At 31.9% G+C, this 18,691-nt stretch carries 17 protein-coding genes and 1 pseudogene; 3 read left to right on the top strand and 15 right to left on the bottom strand.

Annotated elements, in window-relative coordinates:
* Positions 1 to 196: 196 nt before the first annotated feature.
* Positions 197 to 817, top strand: coding sequence for a nitroreductase family protein (locus NW240_RS03525; RefSeq protein WP_258436076.1), 621 nt, complete (start codon positions 197 to 199; stop codon positions 815 to 817).
* Positions 818 to 862: 45 nt separating this feature from the next.
* Here the strand turns inward: NW240_RS03525 and NW240_RS03530 are convergent, their stop codons facing one another.
* From NW240_RS03530 to NW240_RS03575, 10 genes are read right to left on the bottom strand one after another with little or no spacing between them, the layout of a single operon-like run.
* Complete coding sequence (locus NW240_RS03530) at positions 863 to 1,657, bottom strand: HAD family phosphatase (RefSeq protein ID WP_258436077.1); 795 nt, start codon at positions 1,655 to 1,657, stop codon at positions 863 to 865.
* A 40-nt stretch (positions 1,658 to 1,697) separates the two neighbouring features.
* Positions 1,698 to 2,348: a bifunctional 4-hydroxy-2-oxoglutarate aldolase/2-dehydro-3-deoxy-phosphogluconate aldolase gene (gene eda, locus NW240_RS03535; RefSeq protein ID WP_258436078.1), complete on the bottom strand. Its 651-nt coding sequence runs from the start codon at positions 2,346 to 2,348 to the stop codon at positions 1,698 to 1,700.
* A 24-nt stretch (positions 2,349 to 2,372) separates the two neighbouring features.
* Positions 2,373 to 3,443, bottom strand: a complete 1,071-nt coding sequence (gene uxuA, locus NW240_RS03540; protein ID WP_258436079.1) for a mannonate dehydratase — start codon at positions 3,441 to 3,443, stop codon at positions 2,373 to 2,375.
* Positions 3,444 to 3,460: 17 nt separating this feature from the next.
* On the bottom strand, positions 3,461 to 3,907 hold the full coding sequence (locus tag NW240_RS03545; RefSeq protein WP_258436080.1) for a PTS sugar transporter subunit IIA: 447 nt from the start codon (positions 3,905 to 3,907) through the stop codon (positions 3,461 to 3,463).
* Between the two features lie 29 nt (positions 3,908 to 3,936).
* On the bottom strand, positions 3,937 to 4,833 hold the full coding sequence (locus tag NW240_RS03550) for a hypothetical protein (protein WP_258436081.1): 897 nt from the start codon (positions 4,831 to 4,833) through the stop codon (positions 3,937 to 3,939).
* Positions 4,834 to 4,873: 40 nt separating this feature from the next.
* Positions 4,874 to 5,380 carry a PTS sugar transporter subunit IIB gene (locus tag NW240_RS03555; RefSeq protein ID WP_258436082.1) on the bottom strand — a complete coding sequence of 169 codons (507 nt, stop codon included), beginning with the start codon at positions 5,378 to 5,380 and terminating at the stop codon, positions 4,874 to 4,876.
* Positions 5,381 to 5,404: 24 nt separating this feature from the next.
* Entirely contained in the window at positions 5,405 to 6,262 is an 858-nt protein-coding gene (locus NW240_RS03560) for a PTS system mannose/fructose/sorbose family transporter subunit IID (RefSeq protein ID WP_258436083.1), read from the bottom strand.
* A gap of 19 nt (positions 6,263 to 6,281) precedes the next feature.
* Positions 6,282 to 7,097, bottom strand: a complete 816-nt coding sequence (locus tag NW240_RS03565) for a PTS sugar transporter subunit IIC (RefSeq protein ID WP_258436084.1) — start codon at positions 7,095 to 7,097, stop codon at positions 6,282 to 6,284.
* Between the two features lie 8 nt (positions 7,098 to 7,105).
* Positions 7,106 to 8,206, bottom strand: a complete 1,101-nt coding sequence (locus NW240_RS03570) for an iron-containing alcohol dehydrogenase family protein (RefSeq protein ID WP_258436085.1) — start codon at positions 8,204 to 8,206, stop codon at positions 7,106 to 7,108.
* Positions 8,207 to 8,226: 20 nt separating this feature from the next.
* Positions 8,227 to 9,225 carry a D-isomer specific 2-hydroxyacid dehydrogenase family protein gene (locus NW240_RS03575; RefSeq protein ID WP_258436086.1) on the bottom strand — a complete coding sequence of 333 codons (999 nt, stop codon included), beginning with the start codon at positions 9,223 to 9,225 and terminating at the stop codon, positions 8,227 to 8,229.
* Positions 9,226 to 9,423: 198 nt separating this feature from the next.
* On the opposite strand from NW240_RS03575, the gene NW240_RS03580 reads away from it, so the two are divergent.
* Entirely contained in the window at positions 9,424 to 10,281 is an 858-nt protein-coding gene (locus tag NW240_RS03580; protein ID WP_258436270.1) for a MurR/RpiR family transcriptional regulator, read from the top strand.
* A 44-nt stretch (positions 10,282 to 10,325) separates the two neighbouring features.
* Here NW240_RS03580 and NW240_RS03585 read toward each other — a convergent pair whose 3' ends face one another.
* Positions 10,326 to 10,784: a Dps family protein gene (locus tag NW240_RS03585; RefSeq protein ID WP_258436087.1), complete on the bottom strand. Its 459-nt coding sequence runs from the start codon at positions 10,782 to 10,784 to the stop codon at positions 10,326 to 10,328.
* Positions 10,785 to 11,083: 299 nt separating this feature from the next.
* Here NW240_RS03585 and NW240_RS03590 point away from each other — a divergent pair.
* Positions 11,084 to 11,264, top strand: a pseudogene (locus NW240_RS03590) (DUF378 domain-containing protein).
* A 508-nt stretch (positions 11,265 to 11,772) separates the two neighbouring features.
* On the opposite strand, the gene NW240_RS03595 reads toward NW240_RS03590, so the two are convergent.
* The 4 genes from NW240_RS03595 to NW240_RS03610 all read right to left on the bottom strand — a co-directional run bounded on the left by NW240_RS03595 (position 11,773) and on the right by NW240_RS03610 (position 18,069).
* Positions 11,773 to 12,003: a PF20097 family protein gene (locus tag NW240_RS03595; protein WP_258436088.1), complete on the bottom strand. Its 231-nt coding sequence runs from the start codon at positions 12,001 to 12,003 to the stop codon at positions 11,773 to 11,775.
* A gap of 249 nt (positions 12,004 to 12,252) precedes the next feature.
* A complete protein-coding gene (locus tag NW240_RS03600) occupies positions 12,253 to 15,249 on the bottom strand; it encodes a DEAD/DEAH box helicase family protein (RefSeq protein WP_258436090.1) in 2,997 nt (998 codons plus the stop codon).
* Positions 15,250 to 15,261: 12 nt separating this feature from the next.
* On the bottom strand, positions 15,262 to 17,295 hold the full coding sequence (locus tag NW240_RS03605) for a site-specific DNA-methyltransferase (protein WP_258436091.1): 2,034 nt from the start codon (positions 17,293 to 17,295) through the stop codon (positions 15,262 to 15,264).
* Positions 17,296 to 17,571: 276 nt separating this feature from the next.
* On the bottom strand, positions 17,572 to 18,069 hold the full coding sequence (locus NW240_RS03610) for a GNAT family N-acetyltransferase (RefSeq protein ID WP_258436092.1): 498 nt from the start codon (positions 18,067 to 18,069) through the stop codon (positions 17,572 to 17,574).
* Positions 18,070 to 18,691 lie beyond the last annotated feature (622 nt).

Raw genomic sequence — 18,691 nt, forward strand, 5'->3', positions numbered from 1 at the left:
TTCATCCACTTATATAGTAATTCAAATCGATTATAATATTCTGAAAAAATGAAAATTTACAAAAAAATCGAAACTTAAGCTTGCTTTTTTTTAAGAATCATGTATACTTAAAAATAGAGATATACGAAAACAAAGTTATTATGTGTATCTAATAGAATTAATCAAATGATTAAAATTAAACTTAGGAGTGAATTAAATGGGATTATTTAGCAAACAACCAAAACAAAACTTTTTAGACATGATTGAGAAAAGACGTTCAATCTACGATTTAAAACCTGCATCACCAATCAGTGATCAAGAAATCGAAGACATCATCGCAAAGGTAATTAAACATACACCTTCTGCATTCAACTCTCAAAGTACACGTATCGTTTTATTATTAAACGATAATCATAAACAACTTTGGGATTTAACAACTGAATCCTTAAAAGAAATTATGGGAGACGCAGATTTCACAGATACTCAACAAAAAATGGATATGTTCAAGAATGCATACGGAACTGTTCTTTTCTTCGAAGACAAGAATGTTGTTAAAGGGCTTCAAGAGCAATTCCCTATCTTTGCTGATGGATTCCCTACTTGGGCTCAACATGCAAATGCTATGCACCAATTTAATGTATGGACTGCTTTTGCTGAGAAAAACTTAGGCGCTTCATTACAACACTACAATGGTGTAATTGATGAAAAAGTTTACTCAACATACGGCATTTCTAAAGATTGGGAATTAGTTGCTCAAATGCCTTTCGGTGAGATTGGTACTCCTGCTGGAGCTAAAGAAGTTCAACCAATCAACGAACGTTTCATCGTTAAAAAATAATTATATATTAAAAATAAAAAGAAGTTCTCTTTCGAGAACTTCTTTTTATTTTATCTGACTAAGTAAAAGCTTTACTTCTAAAAGATTCTTGAATTTATAATCTACCCGAGGCATTTGTTCTCTAATAAATGTTAAGTCCTTTTTCAATTTATATTTACCATCATAATTAGGCAAAAAAGTTATGTCATCTTCAATTAGTACAGTTTTTATGCCCGCTTTTTTGGCCGCCTCAATTCCTACACTTGAATCTTCAAAGACAATCGCTTGATTAGGATTAAATCCAGATTTTTCACAAGCTTTTAAAAATATTTCTGAATCGGGTTTACTTCTAGTAACTTCATCACCGGAAACAATAGTGTTAATTAAATGTGATAAATGTTCTATTTCCAAATAATATTCAATTGTTTTACGATGACTAGACGAAGCAATCGTTACATGAATATCGGATGCTTGCGCATAGTTTAAAAGTTCCTCCAAACCCTTTTTCTTATAAACTCTTTTTTGACTAGCTAGAATTTCTTTTTTAGATTTATTAACAGTATCTCGCCAATCATTAGTTGGCAGTTCTTTTCCGTATAATTCCTTCATTTCTTTTCTAATATCATCATCATTACGCCCTGTTAAATAATAATAGACGTTAGGCGTTACTTCAAAATCGTGTTCTTTTGCTGCTGCCAAATATCCTCGATAAGATAGTTGACCTGTTTCAAACATCAATCCATCCATATCTAAAATCATTAATTTTAAATTCTTCAACTCTACCAGTCTTTCTTTATATTTTTTATTCTCAGCTAATACCTCACACCAATTATTACAAGTAAAAAGGTAGATTGAAGACATTATTGTCTACACCCTACCTTTTTATAACTCTAACTATTTATCATGACTCAATAGAACTTAATTGGCTGACTATTTTTTCTAGAGTTTCGTTAGCAATTTTACCCGTATTTTCTTTTATTATAGACTCAGAAATAATAAAGGATCCACCCACTGCTATGATATGGTCATTTTTTATATAATCTAGATAGTTTTCCATGTTAATTCCACCGGTCGGTAAAAATTGAACATCAAAATATGGGCCGCTTAGAGATTTAATAGCTTTCAGGCCTCCGGCAATATTTGCTGGGAAAAACTTAACTACTTTAATACCATATTCTGTGGCTCTTTGAATATCACCTGCCGTTGAAACCCCTGGAAATACTGGTATGTTTTCTTTAATTCCATACTCGATAACCGAAGGTATCACTGCTGGAGAGACGATAAATTGCGCCCCATTTTTTACAGCTTCTTTAGCCTGTTCAAGTGAACGAACCGTTCCAGCCCCAACAATTAATTTACCTGAAAGTGATAATTTTCTAATAGCTTCTCCAGCTAAATCACTTCGATAAGTTACTTCAATCAGTGGCACTTTATTTTTTAATAGTATTTCTTCTAATAGCTCTAAGTAATCCAAATCATTTGCTGTATATAACGGTAGTAATTTGACATCTTTTATTACTTCGTAAATAGCATGATTCATATTTGCTTCCATATAAAGCTCTCACCTTTTCATCGTTTATTTACGTTGCATTTCTTTTGAAACAGCTTCGTAAAGACCTTGCATATATGTTAATCCCATAGCTCGATCATATAAGCCGTATCCCGGAATCGCTTCTTCGCCCCAAACCATTCTTCCATGATCTGGACGTACTGGTCCATCATATCCTACTTCGACTAAAGCTTTCATGATAGCATACATATCTAAAGATCCTTCACTTGATAAATGAGCGGATTCTTTAAACTTATGTTCTCCAAGATACTCAACATTACGAAAATGGACGAAGTTAATTTTTTCACCAACTTCTTTAACAATCTCAACAATATCATTTTCTGGATCTCCACCTAGCGAACCAGTACATAGTGTTATACCGTTGTATGGAGAATCTACAATATTTAATATTTTCTTAATGTCTTCTAAGTTTTTGGTAATTCTTGGATAGTCAAAAATTTCAAAAGGAGGATCGTCTGGGTGAATCGCCATTTTCACTTTATATTCCTCAGCTACTGGAATAATTTTTTCTAAGAAATAGGTTAAATTATTGAATAAATCTTCGCGAGTTTGGCCTTCATACATTTCTTCTAACTTCTTAAATTTTTCCAATCGTTCTTCTTCCCATCCTGAAAGACGGAAACCTTTAGACTGGCTATGAATTAATTGATACATATCCTTTGGTTCCATATTATCGATGACTTTTTCATCAAATAGAAGCGCTTTACTGCCATCAGAATTTTCATAATTTAAATTTGTTTTAAACCATCCAAAAATTGGCTTAAAGCTATAGCAAATCATATGAACACCACATGCTGATAAGTTCTTAATTGTTTCAATATAGTTTTCAATATATTTATCACGCTCTGATGTGCCAGCTTTAATTGAATCATGTACTGAGACACTTTCAATACCTAATAGTTTTAAATCCTTTTTTTCCACTGATTCTTTTAAAGCCATTATTTCATTTTGTTCCCATACATCACCTGGTAGTTTATCTAATAATGTTCCTACCACTCCATGCATTCCAGGTATTTGCTTTATATGTGATAAGGGTATTGTGTCCTCTTCGCCATACCATCTAAATCCCCATTGCAATTTACAAAACTCCCCTCTTAAAAATCGTCATCGTCGTCGTCATCATCTGACATGTCAGAAACATGCCATACTCCCATAGACTGTTTTCCCTGATTTATAATGGACTGAGCTATTTCATTAATTGGTGTTGCTAATAATTGATGATTAATAGTTTCTAATAACATCGGTAAGTTTACTCCACCAATAACATAAACAGATTCTTGTAGCTCTTGATCAAGTTGACTAATAGCCATCAAAGACTGGTTGTAAGGACTCGCACTGACTAAATCTACAAGAACAACCACACCTTCATTTTCATTAACACTTTGTATAGCTTCTTTTATTGATGTGCCTAGATTTTGTACATCTGCTCCAGCTTCAAGTTTTACTGTTTTTAAATTATTAACTTGCCCCATAATCACTTCAGCGGCATCTTTTAAACCTTCACTAAATGATCCATGTGTGGCAATTACAATTCCTAGCATTTATCATCTTCCTCCCTTTCATATAATTCTTATAAAATATTATTTGTAAAAAGATGAACTATTTTTTCAATATTAGTAATATTTAGTTCTTTTTGTTTTAAATCTTTTCGACTAAGATAAAACTTTTCGATAGAGTTTTCTTCAGAAGTTCTTGCAGAAATTAAATAATTATATTTAAAACTATTCTGAAAAAAGGTCAAAATACCTGCTTTATTCGCTTGATTTTTGGTAAATCTATTACCGACTAAATATAAGGGAGCGTCTGTCCCTACACTATCTAGGATATAAATAGAAGCATCCTTTATTTTTTCTTTATCTAACATTTTTAGACCAAGATTCCCATAAATACCTCTATCAAAGAAAATAAAAGCTGTTTTTTGATCATCTATTTCTTTTGATAATGCTAATAAAGCGAGAATTGATGAGGTGTTTCTTATCAAGTTTTGTCTTTCAGCTATTCCATTTGCAATTTTATTCAGAAAATAAAAATAAAAAGCATAAAACAGACCGATAATAAGAGTGGGTAACGAAAATAAAGAAAAATTGGTTAAGGCTAATTCTTTATAGCCAAGTGTCAGCAACAATCCCACTAAAACCATAAGAAGTGAACTTATAAAAATAAACAGAGTTGTCTGAGTTTTGGCCTTTGTTTTATCAAAAAATATGTAAGAACCTAAGTTTTTTATAGGGGTATCGTAATGAGCACATATTATTCGATCGGCCTTTTCAATATTCCCCACATATATATTTTTCAATTTGTTTTTTTTATTTTCACCATATTCGATAACCTGTATATCATTTCGCCACTTGAAAAGATCAGTGACTAACGCCTTAATAAAACGCTCTTTACTTTTATTATTATTGCGGATTTTATATACATATTGATAACGAAATAACCAATCTTTAAAATTCTTCTCGTTTAGCATTTGCCCCTCCGCCTATTCTATGCCTATTATCTCTATTGAATTATAGTTCAAAATTCTTTAAAACAGCTGGTAGATCTGTTTTCGGAGCAGATGGAGTTGCTTGGAAATAAATATTTTCGACTCCATATTCTTCATTCAATTCTTTTAGTTTAATAGCATCTTCTTTATTGAGATAGACCGATTTAGTCACTTTTAAATCTTTTTCAGGATTTTTCTGTGCAACTCCACCAATATTGAGTTCTTTTACTTCAATTCCTCGTGTAATAAGTTCATGCATTACTCCAACTGATTTTGTAAGTAAAATACAGTTATAATCTTTAAAATTAAATTCTTCCCAATAATGTAAGGCTTTATCTGGAGTTATAACAATTGTTTTTTGTCCAGTACGACTTCCCGCACTACGATATAAGTCACGCATAAATTTATCATTTGCAACCCCTTCATCCACGACAAAAATTGAATTGATCCCCTCTTTTTGAGATAGAGTAATCATAACTTGTCCGTGAATGAGTCTTTCATCAACTCGACCTAAAATAACTTTTCCCATTTCAATCTCCTTCCTAAAAATTAATTATAAAATGCCTAATGCAGCTAACACTATTAAGATACCAGTTAAATAAAGCAATGCTTGAGTAACTTTTAAACCTTTCTTTGTATAGAACCAATAGATTCCCATTACGACAGTTAATGGTAAAATACCTGGTAATATCTGATCGAGAAGATCTTGAATTACAAATTCTCTACCCGAAAGATTAAAGGCTAAAGATGAAGTGACTTTAATATATTGTCCCGCTAAAATACCCATCATAAATAATCCTAATACCGAAAGCATTTCAATAGCTGATTGAACGCCTTCTCCTTCCATAATGCTGGAAGCACTTCTTCCCATTTCAAATGCCTGATGAGCGAAAAGCAGTCCAATAAAGACTTGATAAAGCGCAAATGTAATGAATGGGAAAATAGCCCCCATAGCACTTCCTTGTTGTGCCCATGGAATGGCAATTGCAATTAGAATATATTGAATCGTACCCGAATCAATAGCATCTCCAATTCCAGCTAAAGCTCCCATCAAACCAGCTTTAGTGTTATACATTAAATCATCTTCCATGACGATTTCATCTTTTTTATATTCTTCTTGAGCACGTTGTTGCTCCATTGAAGCCATCAAACCGGTGATTACTCCACCACCCCAGCTAAGTTGGGTGTTAAAGAATAATAGTTGTCGCTTGTAGGCAGCTTTTAATGATTCATCATCTTTGTATAATTTCTTTAGAATTGGCATCATAGCAAATAATAAGGATGGTGCTAAATACCGGTCAAATGAATGTGGAATTTCATTTGCAAAATGCCATCTTAAATAGGATTTAGTAACATCTTTTTTAGTTATTTCCTCTGGAGCCATATTTTGGTTGTTTTTAATTTCTGACATTATATTACCTCCTTATATATTAGAATCCATCATCATAGTCATCATCACTATAATTATCACTTACAGCAGCTGCTTTGTTATTGCCTTTTGCCATAATAAAAATCAGCGCGATGATTATGCCAAAGATTGCGTAAGTTACCATTGTGATTTCTAAAGGTTTTAATACCACACTCATAAAATAAGCTAAGAAAAAGAATGGTAAGTAATCACGACGTCCAATAACATAGACTGTCGTTGCAATACCGATTGCAGCCAATCCTCCACCTACTACCTCTAATATATGAATGAAAATTGTGCCTTCTAGCATATTGATAACATCTGCAATTACAGGAGCTCCAAAGTAAAGAGCAATAAATACTAATGGAACGAATAAGATAAATGATGCTAAAGTTGGAAATAGAATGATTGATCTTGACATAGCGCCTTCATCTAATTTTTCAACTGCTCTGTCAGTATACTTACCTAAAAAGGTATTAATGAAAAATCTAAATTGATATAAGTAACTTCCCAATAGTCCTACTGGTACAGCAATTGCAATCGCTGACTCTGGTGAAAGATCGCCTAATAAGGCAACAGGTACAGCTATAGCTGCTGCGATCGATGGTTCAGCAGGCATAGTTCCCCCTGGAGAAAAAACACCCATATAAATTAATTGTAAAGCTGCAGTTACTATCATAGCTTGGGCTACATCTCCCATCACTAGACCTGCAACAAGTCCTGTCATTAGTGGTGAGAAACGTAAAGTTAGCGTTGCCCCTCCTAAAAATGATCTTGACATTACAGCTGCAACCCATAGGGCAATGAGTAAACTCTGTAGTATAGTTAATGTTTCCATAAGTCCTCCTAATTCTGAATATAATTTTCTAAATCGATGATTGCTTTGAACAAAATATCTTTTGAAATTGGAACTGGAACTAAATGTACTTTTTCTAACGAGTTAATAAAATCTACCATTTTTATTAAGGTAGCTTCATCTTCTGGATAAATTTCCATTTGCTTTAATGAAAGCGGTAAATCCAATTCTTTATAATAAGGCAACAATTTATCAATTTCGCCCCATTTTTGCTCAAGAGCCATTTGATAAAATATTCCGTAAGCTACTTTTTCTCCATGTAAGAATTTTTGACTAGCGGGAATGTATTTGCCAAGTGCATCATGCATAGCATGCGCTGCAGCATTGCGCGCATACTTATCTCCTAATCCGCCTACTAGTCCTGCTACACCGAATATTATTTCAGATAAAACTTTAAAGTTGTGTGTCACTTCCTTATTTTTCATATCTTTTATTGCTTGGGCTGAATGTTCGATAATCACCTCACTTGATAATTTTGCAGTATAGCCGGCCAATCTTAAGAATGGTTCATCTTTTAAGTGCGCTTGATCTAAAATTGATTCACACTCATACCATTTAGCTATGGTGTCAGCAAGTCCTGCAACAAAATATTTTACAGGTGCGTCAATAACTAATTCAGGATCTGTAATTAAAAAGGCAGCTTGTCTTAAATAATGTTCTGTTTTACCTTCAGATTCACCGTTCTCTTTATACATAACAGATAAAGGCGTCCAAGGTGCACAATTACTAGCCAGTGTCGGTATAATTCCAAAACTAACATTAGCCAAATGCGCTGAATATCCTACCAAATCTGCTAAAGATCCTCCACCTACTCCTATTATAAAATCAATTCCTTCAAGTTCAACTTTATCCGCAATTTTAGTGGCTCCATCATAACTACATACACCTGTATACTGATGATAAAAAAATTTAAAAGAATTATGATTTAAAAAGTTTATTTTCTTTTTTGCTTTTTCCCATGAGATGGTCCCGTGAACAATCAGAATTTTTTTAGCTGAATATTCTCTTAAAACTTCAGGAATTGTATCAATAGCATTCACATTATAACGATATACTTGAGGCCCGACCTTTACTGTTAAATTATTAAACACAGTTAAACATCTCCTAATAATTATTTGATGTAGTTACTTTGTTTTTGAACAGAACGAACAGGTAGTATTCCTTTGACGATATTTTCAACATCTTGAACACATTTTTCACCCATATCTTCTAAACAATCCATTGTATAGGCAGCAGTGTGAGGAGTCATGACGACGTTTTCAAAGGCTAAGTATGGATGATTAGATGAACCTGGCTCATTTTCTAAAACATCTGTGGCATAACCTGCAACTTTCCCTGATTTTAAAGCTTCAACCATAGCATCTTCATCGACTAAAGCGCCTCGTGCACTATTTGACAGATAAACTTGGTCTTTCATTTTCTTGATTTCATTGGTTGAGATCATATGATAATTTTCTTCTGTTAGATTGGCACATAAACAAATTATATCTGATGTTTCTAAAAGTTCATCAAACTCAACTTTTTTTGCTCCAAAACTATTAATATGTCGTTTTGATTTATAAGGATCATAAGCAATCACTTCACATCTAAAGCCATTTCTTAATATTTCAACTACGCAGCTACCAGTATTACCTACACCTATGACTCCAACCTTTTTATTAAATAAGGTTCTTCCAACCAAGCTCGCTCTTTCTGTCCATCTCCCTTCTCTAACTTTAGTGTTTGCCTCAGTCGTCCGACGCAAAACAGCTAAAAGATTCGTAATATTATTTTCTGCAACAGCATCTCTTTCAACTAATGCAGGAATAATGGATACAATTGTTCCATGATTTTTTGCAGCTTCAATGTCAATATTGTTATACCCTATTCCATGTCTAGAAATTAACAGTAATTCATCCTTATAGTCGAAAAACTCTTTAGTGAAAAATGGCGTAACACTTGAAATAATGATGTTGAATCCTTTTAAAAGTTCTGCTAACTCAGAACCGGCTATATTTTGATCGACATCGAAACGTTTAACCTCTCCAATCTCTTTTAGTCTTTTAAGGTGATCAGGAAAAATTTTTCCAAAGCTACTTGAATTAACTATTGCTATTTTATAATCTGGCATAGTTATTCCCCCTTCATGTTGTAGTAAATTTTTAAAATATTCTATATAACCAAATCGTTTAATCGCTTTCATTTTACAAAAAATATTTTTCTTTGTCAAACTGTTTTACAAAAAAATGTTTTTCTGTTAATTTATAATCAATAATAAGTTTATAAGTTTATCTTAAAAATATTTTTTTAAAATTAAGGAGGGAGTATTATTAGTCAATCCGTTCAAGTTATTATTAAGAAAATGTATAACGATTTTAGTCCAACCGAAAAAAATATTGCTGATTATATTACTCAAAACTCAAATGAAATTGGTCATCAAACCATTAGCGAACTCAGTAAGATACTGGGCGTCGCAGATTCTACTATTTTTCAATTCACAAAAAAGCTTGGATTCAACGGTTTCAAAGATTTTAAGATTGCTCTGCTTCTTAAATCTAATGAGATTATTAATGAAACAATTCATGAAAGTATATCAAAAGATGATAATGAAATAACGATTGCACAGAAAGTTTTTGATTCAAATTGTACTACTTTATCGATGACTAAAGATTTTTTACTGGAAGAAGATTTTAAAAAAGCAGTTTCCATACTTAATAATTCACACCACCTCTTTCTATTTGGCATTGGTGGTTCAGAAATAGTCGCAGCGGATGGGCATCATAAATTTCTAAGATCTTCAATGAAAGCTTTTCATAATTCAGATTATCATGTTCAATTAATGGATGCAGCACGCTTATCAAAAGATGATTGTGCTATAATTATTTCACATACAGGACAATCTAGAGAAATCATTGAATTAGCAAAAATTGTCAAAGATACTCAGGCTCAAATCATTTCAATAACTAGTTATCCTAGTTCTAACTTAGCTAAAATTTCAGACGTTTCTTTGATTTCTGTTTCATCTGAAGTTGAATTTCGTACAGAAGCCCTAGCATCGAGAATCGCCCAATTAAGTCTTATTGATTCACTTTACGTCGCTTATCAATTCTATAATTCAGATAAGTCATCTGAGTCACTTTCAAAAATCAGAAATGTTATTTCAAATTTGAACGAACCCATTGATTAAGTAAGAAAAGACTGGCTACCTAAGGTAGCCAGTCTTTTTTTTTATTATTCAGTAGCTCTCTTATTTAGATAAGCATTAAGCATCCAAATCGTTTTTTCGGATTCAGTCTTTAAAGCAATTAACATATCATTTGAAGGGAAATCTTCTGCTTCATCTGTTAAATGAATTCCTTCATCATAGAGACTAATTAAGGTCTTAATGTCCTTAACAATCGCTGCGACCATTTCATCTTGATCCAAATCTTTATCTGCAGCATTTTCTTTAATAGCAGAATGTTCTATAAATTCAGCCACAGTAGCATAAGGTTGACCACCAATCGCTAAGAGGCGTTCTGCTACCTCATCCATATCAGCGGTTACTTGATCATAAAGCTCTTCAAATTTTTCATGTAAAGTAAAGAAATGAGATCCCTTTACAAACCAATGAAACTGATGGAGACGCACATAAAAGACACCTTGTGTGGCAACGACTTTATTTAAAAGTTCAAAAACTTTCTCGCTCATTTAACATCCTCCTAAATGTTTTTTAGCAATCACTTTTAATTGCTAGTAAATTAACCATATCACCTTGTTTAAGAATTGTTAAATAAAACGCTTTTATGAGAGTTGAATCGGACGATATATCTAATTTACATTATAAAATAAATATTTTAAAAATATTTATTTGCTTTATTTAAGGTCACATTTAATTTTTATAAAAATCGTATTTTTAATTTCAATAAAATGATGACTATGGTTAAAATAAGAACAGAAAAGACACCTTTTTTATAAAAAACTTAAATAATGTGGATTAGTCACTTTTAATTGTTGGTGGTATCAACTGGTTACTAGTAGGACTGTTTGAGTTTGACCCTAGTAGCTACTATATTTAGTGGATCTATTAAAATCTTAGCGAAAGTAATTTATGCAGTTGTTGGGCTATGTTCCCTTTATTCTACAAATTTTTGGGGATTGATTGGACAACAAGATGCCAATCATAGCTAAATTTTAGTCAGTAAAAGCCTCGGTTATTCGGAACCGAGGCTTTTTTATTTGATCTCAAAATTCAGCAGATGATTTTTCACTTTTAATAATGAGGATATATGCTTAAAGGGTTGATAGAATTATTATCTTATACTTTAATGTGCTTTAAATCAAAATAAAAGAATATTGGCTAATACTTTAAATCGCTATTTAATTATCAAATTGTTCTATGAAGGAGGTAAAAAATTAAAAAAGAGAAAATTTAATAAACAGTTTTATAAAAGTAAGAAAATTATTTTATATATATTACAACTTATCCTAATGTACTATTTGTTTAAGTTGATGGACTTCAGTAACCTCAAAGACTATTTCGTTTTCTTTAACTTTACTGCAGTATTTTGTTATTCAATATATTTTTTTATTTGAAGAAACTAAGCAGTAAGGCTCATATGATTTATGATTAGAAGTTGAATTGCGTCCTTTAAAAAAAGACTTGGAATTCCAAGTCCTAAATCATTTAGAAATCTAATTATTTCTTTCGTTGAGTCTTTAAATCAACCGTTAATAACTCACAATTCTCGCATACATAAGCTTCTGTCTTTGGTCGACCAAATAAAGAAGAATTATCTTTTAAAGCAAAGCCACCATTAGCAAAAATACCCGCTACTAATTTCTTATCAGCTGGCTGCCATTTAATGGCATAGCGATCCCCAATTAAATTACCTTTTACCATTTCACTTCCACAATTTGGACACTCCATACAATCACTCCTTCGTTTTTTAATTATAAATCATCTCTATAATTCTTTTTAATTATAACATAAAATAATAGTTATAAGCTTATTAAATATGAATAAATATCCTATTCTTATGATTGACTGATAGAATAAATCAGAATAAAGCATAAAAGAAAAAGACTCACAAACTAAATAAAAAACTAAAAATTTAATTTCTGCCTACTTATAGCTATTAAAGTCCCTTTCTTATTAGAAAGAGACTTTAAAAAATCTTTATTCACTATTCAATTGATTCAATACATCGTCTAAATTTGTAGCAACCATGTACTCCACATCTTCTTCTAATACTTTAAAGTGCTCTTTTCCACAATCAATTTTCTTTACTTCTGCTGTTCTTAACTTGGATCGATCGAGAGCGCTTTTTGTTTCAGTAACAAAGTAAAACTTTTCTTCACCTTTTTCATTAATTAATATGGCCCAGTCAGGGTTATATCCGCCAAGAGGTGTCGGAATTTTAAACCAATTTGGTAACTTAACATAGACAAGTACATCTTTATTGTTTTCTAAATCTTGAGCAAACTTTTCTTCCACCTGACTATCATAAACAACATATTCATAGACACCTTTTTTACTCTCTATTAAATTATCGTTTAAATAGCCTGATAATTCATGGTCTTTAAAAAGTTCTTGCGCATAAAAATTACTTTCTCCAATTTTAGAATATTTTATACCATCCACAATAAAGTTTTCTTTCACTGAGTTAATTATAGCAGCCATTTCTTGCATATAAATTTGTGGATTGGCTTGAAAAATATCTAAAGTGTCACTTTTTGTTAATATTTCTATAATTGTTTTTCTAGTTAAGTCCGTCGCATTTTGTAAGTTAGTCACAACGTCTGGAAGATTTTTTAATGCAACTGGCTCGATTTTAATATATCTATCTTCTTCATTTTTTGCTCCAGTTATTCCGCCTTCAGCAAATCGAATCGCAGCTTCAATTTGAGAAATTCTTCTCTGTTTTCGTGTTAAACTATGTTTTATAGTTTTTAAAACTTCTGCAATCAAACCTTCCGTTGAAAAGTCAACTTGATAAACAGTTTGATATTTTATCTTATCCCATAATTCTTTAAATTCTGGACTTAAATACCTTTCTTTATTTAACTCAACAGTCTTCTTCTCACGAGCCCGTTTAATTTTAACACCTTCAATTGCTTGTTTCGTTCGTGATTCAATTTCTACTCGATAGGGTTCAAATTCTTCTTGTATATCTAAATTGTTATTTTTAATAGCAATCTTTAATTTTTCTTGGACTTCGCCTGTTTTGCTAATATAATCTTTTTCTTTAAAGTATCGAACTATTTTTTTCGAAGCCTTGCTTCCCAATCGTTCTTCAAATCCATCCTTTACTACTACAAGATTTGCAAAAAGATGGTCTTCAATATATCCAAAGCGGATACCGGAATCTTCTTCGTACTCTTTCTGAAGAGTATCGGCAAAGACTTCATAAGATTCATTTGCTATGACAGTTAAAGTGTTAATAGTGAAGCCATATTGTCTTTCACCTTCTTGATTAACTGCTAACCGTAAGCCTCGACCGATTTCTTGTCTTTTCTTAATGTCACTATAAGTATCGTTTAGCGTACAAATTTGAAAAACATTAGGATTATCCCATCCTTCTTTTAAGGCAGAGTGTGAAAAGATAAATTTTAACTTACTATCAAAAGACAACAAACGTTCTTTGTCCTTCATAATTAATTCGTACGCATAGTCATCCATGGTAGCATTTCCTGATGAGGTTTCGACAAATTTTACATCCGAGCGCCCCGCTTTATCTTGAGAGAAGTAACCATGATGGACATTTCGTACTTCTTGATCTAAATCATCCATACCTGCTCGAAGTTCTTGATATTTATCTTCCTGGATAATTTTTTTATAGAGTTCTTCAAATATCACTGCATATTTACCAAGATTATACGTACCATCCTCATTATAAACACGATAATTGACAACACGATCAAGAAAGAATAATGACAGAACTTTAATTCCTAGCTTATTGAGATAAAGTTCCTTATCAAGATGTGCTCGTATAGTTGCTTCAATTTGTAAACGTTTATACAAATCGTCTTCTATTCCACCGATATGATTGTCTAATGTGAGAACTTCTGACCGTTGAGTAAAGGTGACTATATTATTTGCCGCATCAATATCAGCCACTTGAAATCCTTGATAAACCTCACGATTTCCTGATAACTCATAAAGGTCATCACCTTGTCTAATTCGTATGGTTCTTCTAATAATGCCAGACTTCATTTTCTGGTCAATTTCGACATCTGCATAAATTCCAGATTTCGGATTACCGGTTTTGATTAAACGAATATAAGCATCCTCATAGTTATCTTCTTCTTCAAAACTAACTACTTCTATTTGTTTAACAAGTTCTAAAGCATGAGCGTCCACGGCATTTAGACGATACACTACATTTTTAGGTTTAATATGTGTCGCTGAATACTTAAGGGCTGCTAATGGATTTAAGCTCGCAATAGCTTCATTGGATCGTTTGGTATTGGATGTACTTTGTGGCTCATCAATAATTACAATAGGATTTGTTTCCTGAATCAGCTCAATTGGCGGTCTTCCTTCAGGTCCCCTATCGTTGGGTCTATGAATGATATTTGCTTTTGTTAAACGATCGGAATCGCCAAAGCTACGGTTAAAGGCTTGAATATTAATAATCATGATAGAAATATGGTCTGCCGTAGCAAAACGATTAATTTCATCTAAATGGTCACTATTATAAACAAAATAATTATAATTCTCATTTTCATAAAGAGACTGCATATGATTTTGAGTTGTTTTTAAACTGTGATGAATGCCTTCTTTGATTGCCAAGCTGGGAACAACAATTATAAATTTTTTAAAGCCATATTTTTTATTTAGTTCCATTATAGTACGAATAAAAACATAGGTCTTACCAGTACCCGTTTCCATATCTACTTCAAACTCCATATAAGGATTAATATCTAGTGCTTTACTTTGTGAGAGTCCGTTTTTTTCTTGAACTTCTTGTAAATTTTGTAAAATCTCAGCGGATGTTAAGCTAAGATGGTTTGCAATCCCAATACCTGTTTCATCTAATCGCATTTGATTATAAGCAGGAGCAACAGTAAAATTTGATTCTTTAGGAGTTTGTCCCTTAAATAAATCAACCACTGAATTAATCGCATCTAATTGATACTTTAACTCAGAATCAAAATGTAATTTTAATGACATACTTACTCCTCCCTATAAGGTGATGAAGGCCTCTTCTGCTATTCCGGCAGAGCGTAAGGTTTCTTTGATATTTGTTTTAGCCATATCGTTTTTAAATCCTTCATCTCTAAAAATCACTCTAAATTCTTCCGGTTGATACTTATTTCTAATCTCAATCATTTTCTCAGCAATGTTTAAATCAATTTCATCTGCTAATGAAATCATTAAGAAACCATACCCCACTGAATAAATAGTTTTTCCATTGACTTCATATTCTTCCACTGGATAAGTCAGATCAAGACCCATTTTCAAAATCATTTCGTAAACAACGTCTTGTTCTGATCGTCCTTCTACATAAGGAGTCAGAGAATCTTCAATCGCTAATTGAATATTCTCATATTGCCCTGGATTCCATTGTTTAATGTTTGATGAATCTAATTTGAAGGTTTTGAAGCCAATATCTAAGTCTTCTGGATGTTTCATCTTTTTACGCTCTTCTTCGTTCGATGATTCATATTTTTCAATTAATCCATCTTTAATTCTTTCACCAGCACGGCGAATTCTTTCTTTGCCTATTTCCGCAATATTTTCATAACCCGCTTTGAAAGCTTCAGATTTTTGATTGATCGCTTCAGGTAGCTGAACCATAATAAATTTACGATTGCCATTATCCTCCGCATTCAAATCCATAACTGCATGCGCAGTAGTAGATGATCCTGCAAAAAAATCGAGCACATTCATTTCTTCTTCACTATCATGTGGAATCATTAATAAGAATTTCTTTATTAGTTCAGTAGGTTTTGGAAAATCAAATGTCTTTTCCAATTTCATTGCTATCATTTCTCTGGTTCCATTATCTGTATAGATGCCATCAATTATATCTTTATTTTTTTCAAAAATTTTTCCATCTTTAAGGCGATCTTTACCATAAATATAGAAACCATTTTTTTCTTGTTCAAATATCAAGTCGTCCTTGTATTCTGCTAAAAATTTTTCTTGTCCCCATCTCCAAACTCTTTGTCTTTGATATTCTTCATTATATTTTGGAATAATTCGATGATATCCATCTTCAGTTATATGAGTGTATCTTTCTAACTCCCAAGAATGAGTCTGACTATTATATTTTTTTTCATCAACAACATATGCATGCTGCTTATCAGGATTATAATATATGCTATAGCATAAATTAGGTCGATTATTTATATGAAAATCTTTCGTCCCATTATGCAATGGATAGCCTTTTTTATATCTTCCTTTTACATCCTCATATTTATATTGTTTCATTTTTTTATCATCATTAATAATAGCATCTTGAATTTCAAATTTATGTATATCTTTAGCATACATCAAAACACTCTCAAATGTTTTCCCGATAAACTTTGTTGTTGTACGACCTCTTGGATTTGCTCGCCATTTCAACTCTGTAATAAAATTATTTTCTCCAAATATTTCATCTGAAATTTTAAGCAAATTGTGCACTTCATTATCATCGATAGAAATAAAGATGACTCCATCTTCTGTTAATAAATTTCTAGCTAATCTTAAGCGCGGATAGATCATATTTAACCAATCAGTATGATAGCGACCACTATACTCTCTATTAGTCGTTGCTAGTTTTCCATCACTATCTAGCTGACCAGTAATTTCTTTGTAATTTTTTATGTTATCTTTGAAGTTATCTTTGTACACAAAATCTCCCCCTGTATTATAGGGAGGATCTATATAAATCATTTTTATTTTATTAAAATAAGATTTTTGCAAAAGCTTGAGAACTTCTAAATTATCTCCTTCAATATATAAGTTCTCTGATTTATCCCAATTTTTACTTTCTTCTGGTAGTGGTCTGAGTGTCCCCATAGATGGTGTTTGAGAAATCCGGAGTGCTTCTCCTTTGCCATTCCATGTGAAGTTATAACGTTCTCCTGAGTCTTCAACATAGTCACCGAGTAGTTGCTTTAATTTATCAAAGTCTATTTTCCCGTCAGTTTCAACCTCTGGAAATAACTCTTTGATTTTTTGAATATTTTCTTCTTCAATATTTAATGTTTCTCCCGTTAATTTAGACATCAGTATCCCCCATTTGTTTTAATTGGCATTTAAAATTTTTAATTTGCATGTTTAATTCCAATTTCTTATGAAAGTGCTTTTCTGTTCTAAGTTTAATTCTTAAGAGCTGATTTTAATCTTCATTTACTTCGATTACTTCGATTACTTTTGCTCGATTATCGATTTGTTTAATATCCCGATTTTCCAGATTGTTAGTAGTCTAGAATTCTTATCCTTTCGAGCTGTTATTAATGAGTTATCTTTGTCAATCTATCCAGTGCCTCAAAAAATGCTAAGCTAGTTTGAGTATACCACTCCGTATAAAGCTTCTTTTACCTGATTAAATTGTTCTTGATCCATTGCTTCTGGATAAGTCATCAATAAAAGCGGGATTGAATTTTTACCTTCTTCTAAGGGTGGTTGGGTGTAATCATAGTCATTCAGCTTAAAATCCAAACGCTGGTAGAATTTGATTCTTCGTTTAGCAAGAATATCTTCAGGCATCTCTACCTCTAAAACGATTTTTTTATTAGCTTCACCTATAAAAGCATTCAGAAATTTACTGCCATAATTTCTACCACGGTATTTATCATCTATCGCAAAGTGTTCGATAAAAACATATTCACCAATATCCCAAAAACATATAAAACCGACTACTTTATTGTCATCTTTTAAAGATTTCATTTGATAGTTGGGATTTTTTAATAGTTCTAATTGTCGCTTTAAACTTCTTTTTTCATCTTCAGGAAAAGAACTTTCATAGATATCCCACATTTCAGAAAAGTTTTCCACCATAGATCCTCCATAAACTTATTAGATAATCTTTAGTATTAATATCATAGCAAACTATAGATATCTTTTCATAACTTATCAAAAAGATAAGGTAGGTCACTTAAATATTCAATGAAAATTTAAATAGATCATTCAAACTTCTCTTAGGTGTGCTTTAGTCGCAAATTTATTATAATAAATCACATAAATCACACATATCTTTGTCAAAGTTTTGTAACTAAAAATATTTACAATTAAGTAAATGAGTATTATTTAAAATTAGTCCTTTATTTTTTCTTTTAAACCTTATAAGATCAAAGCTTAAAATTCTCTAAATCTATTGATAACTATGCTAGGCTTGAAGAAAGTCAGGCCAATGTATGGATATGTTGGATAATTTTGCTCTATTCCCTACTTTAGACAATAAAAAGACCAGCTTTTGTTAGTCATCTCATGTATCTATATGGGAGAGATTTCATATCCTTTTTTTACCGTAATTCTTATAAAAATGGTTACAAAAAGAATGCTATGAATGCCAAATAAGAGCAAATTAAAAAGGCTTTCTATCAAGCTTTAAATCATGATAGAAAACCTTAAAATTCATACAGTGGCGTTGAGGGGGTTCAACTAAAAACTGTCATATCAA

It is taken from the genome of Facklamia sp. 7083-14-GEN3 (genome assembly GCF_024742075.1).
GTDB lineage: Bacteria > Bacillota > Bacilli > Lactobacillales > Aerococcaceae > Facklamia.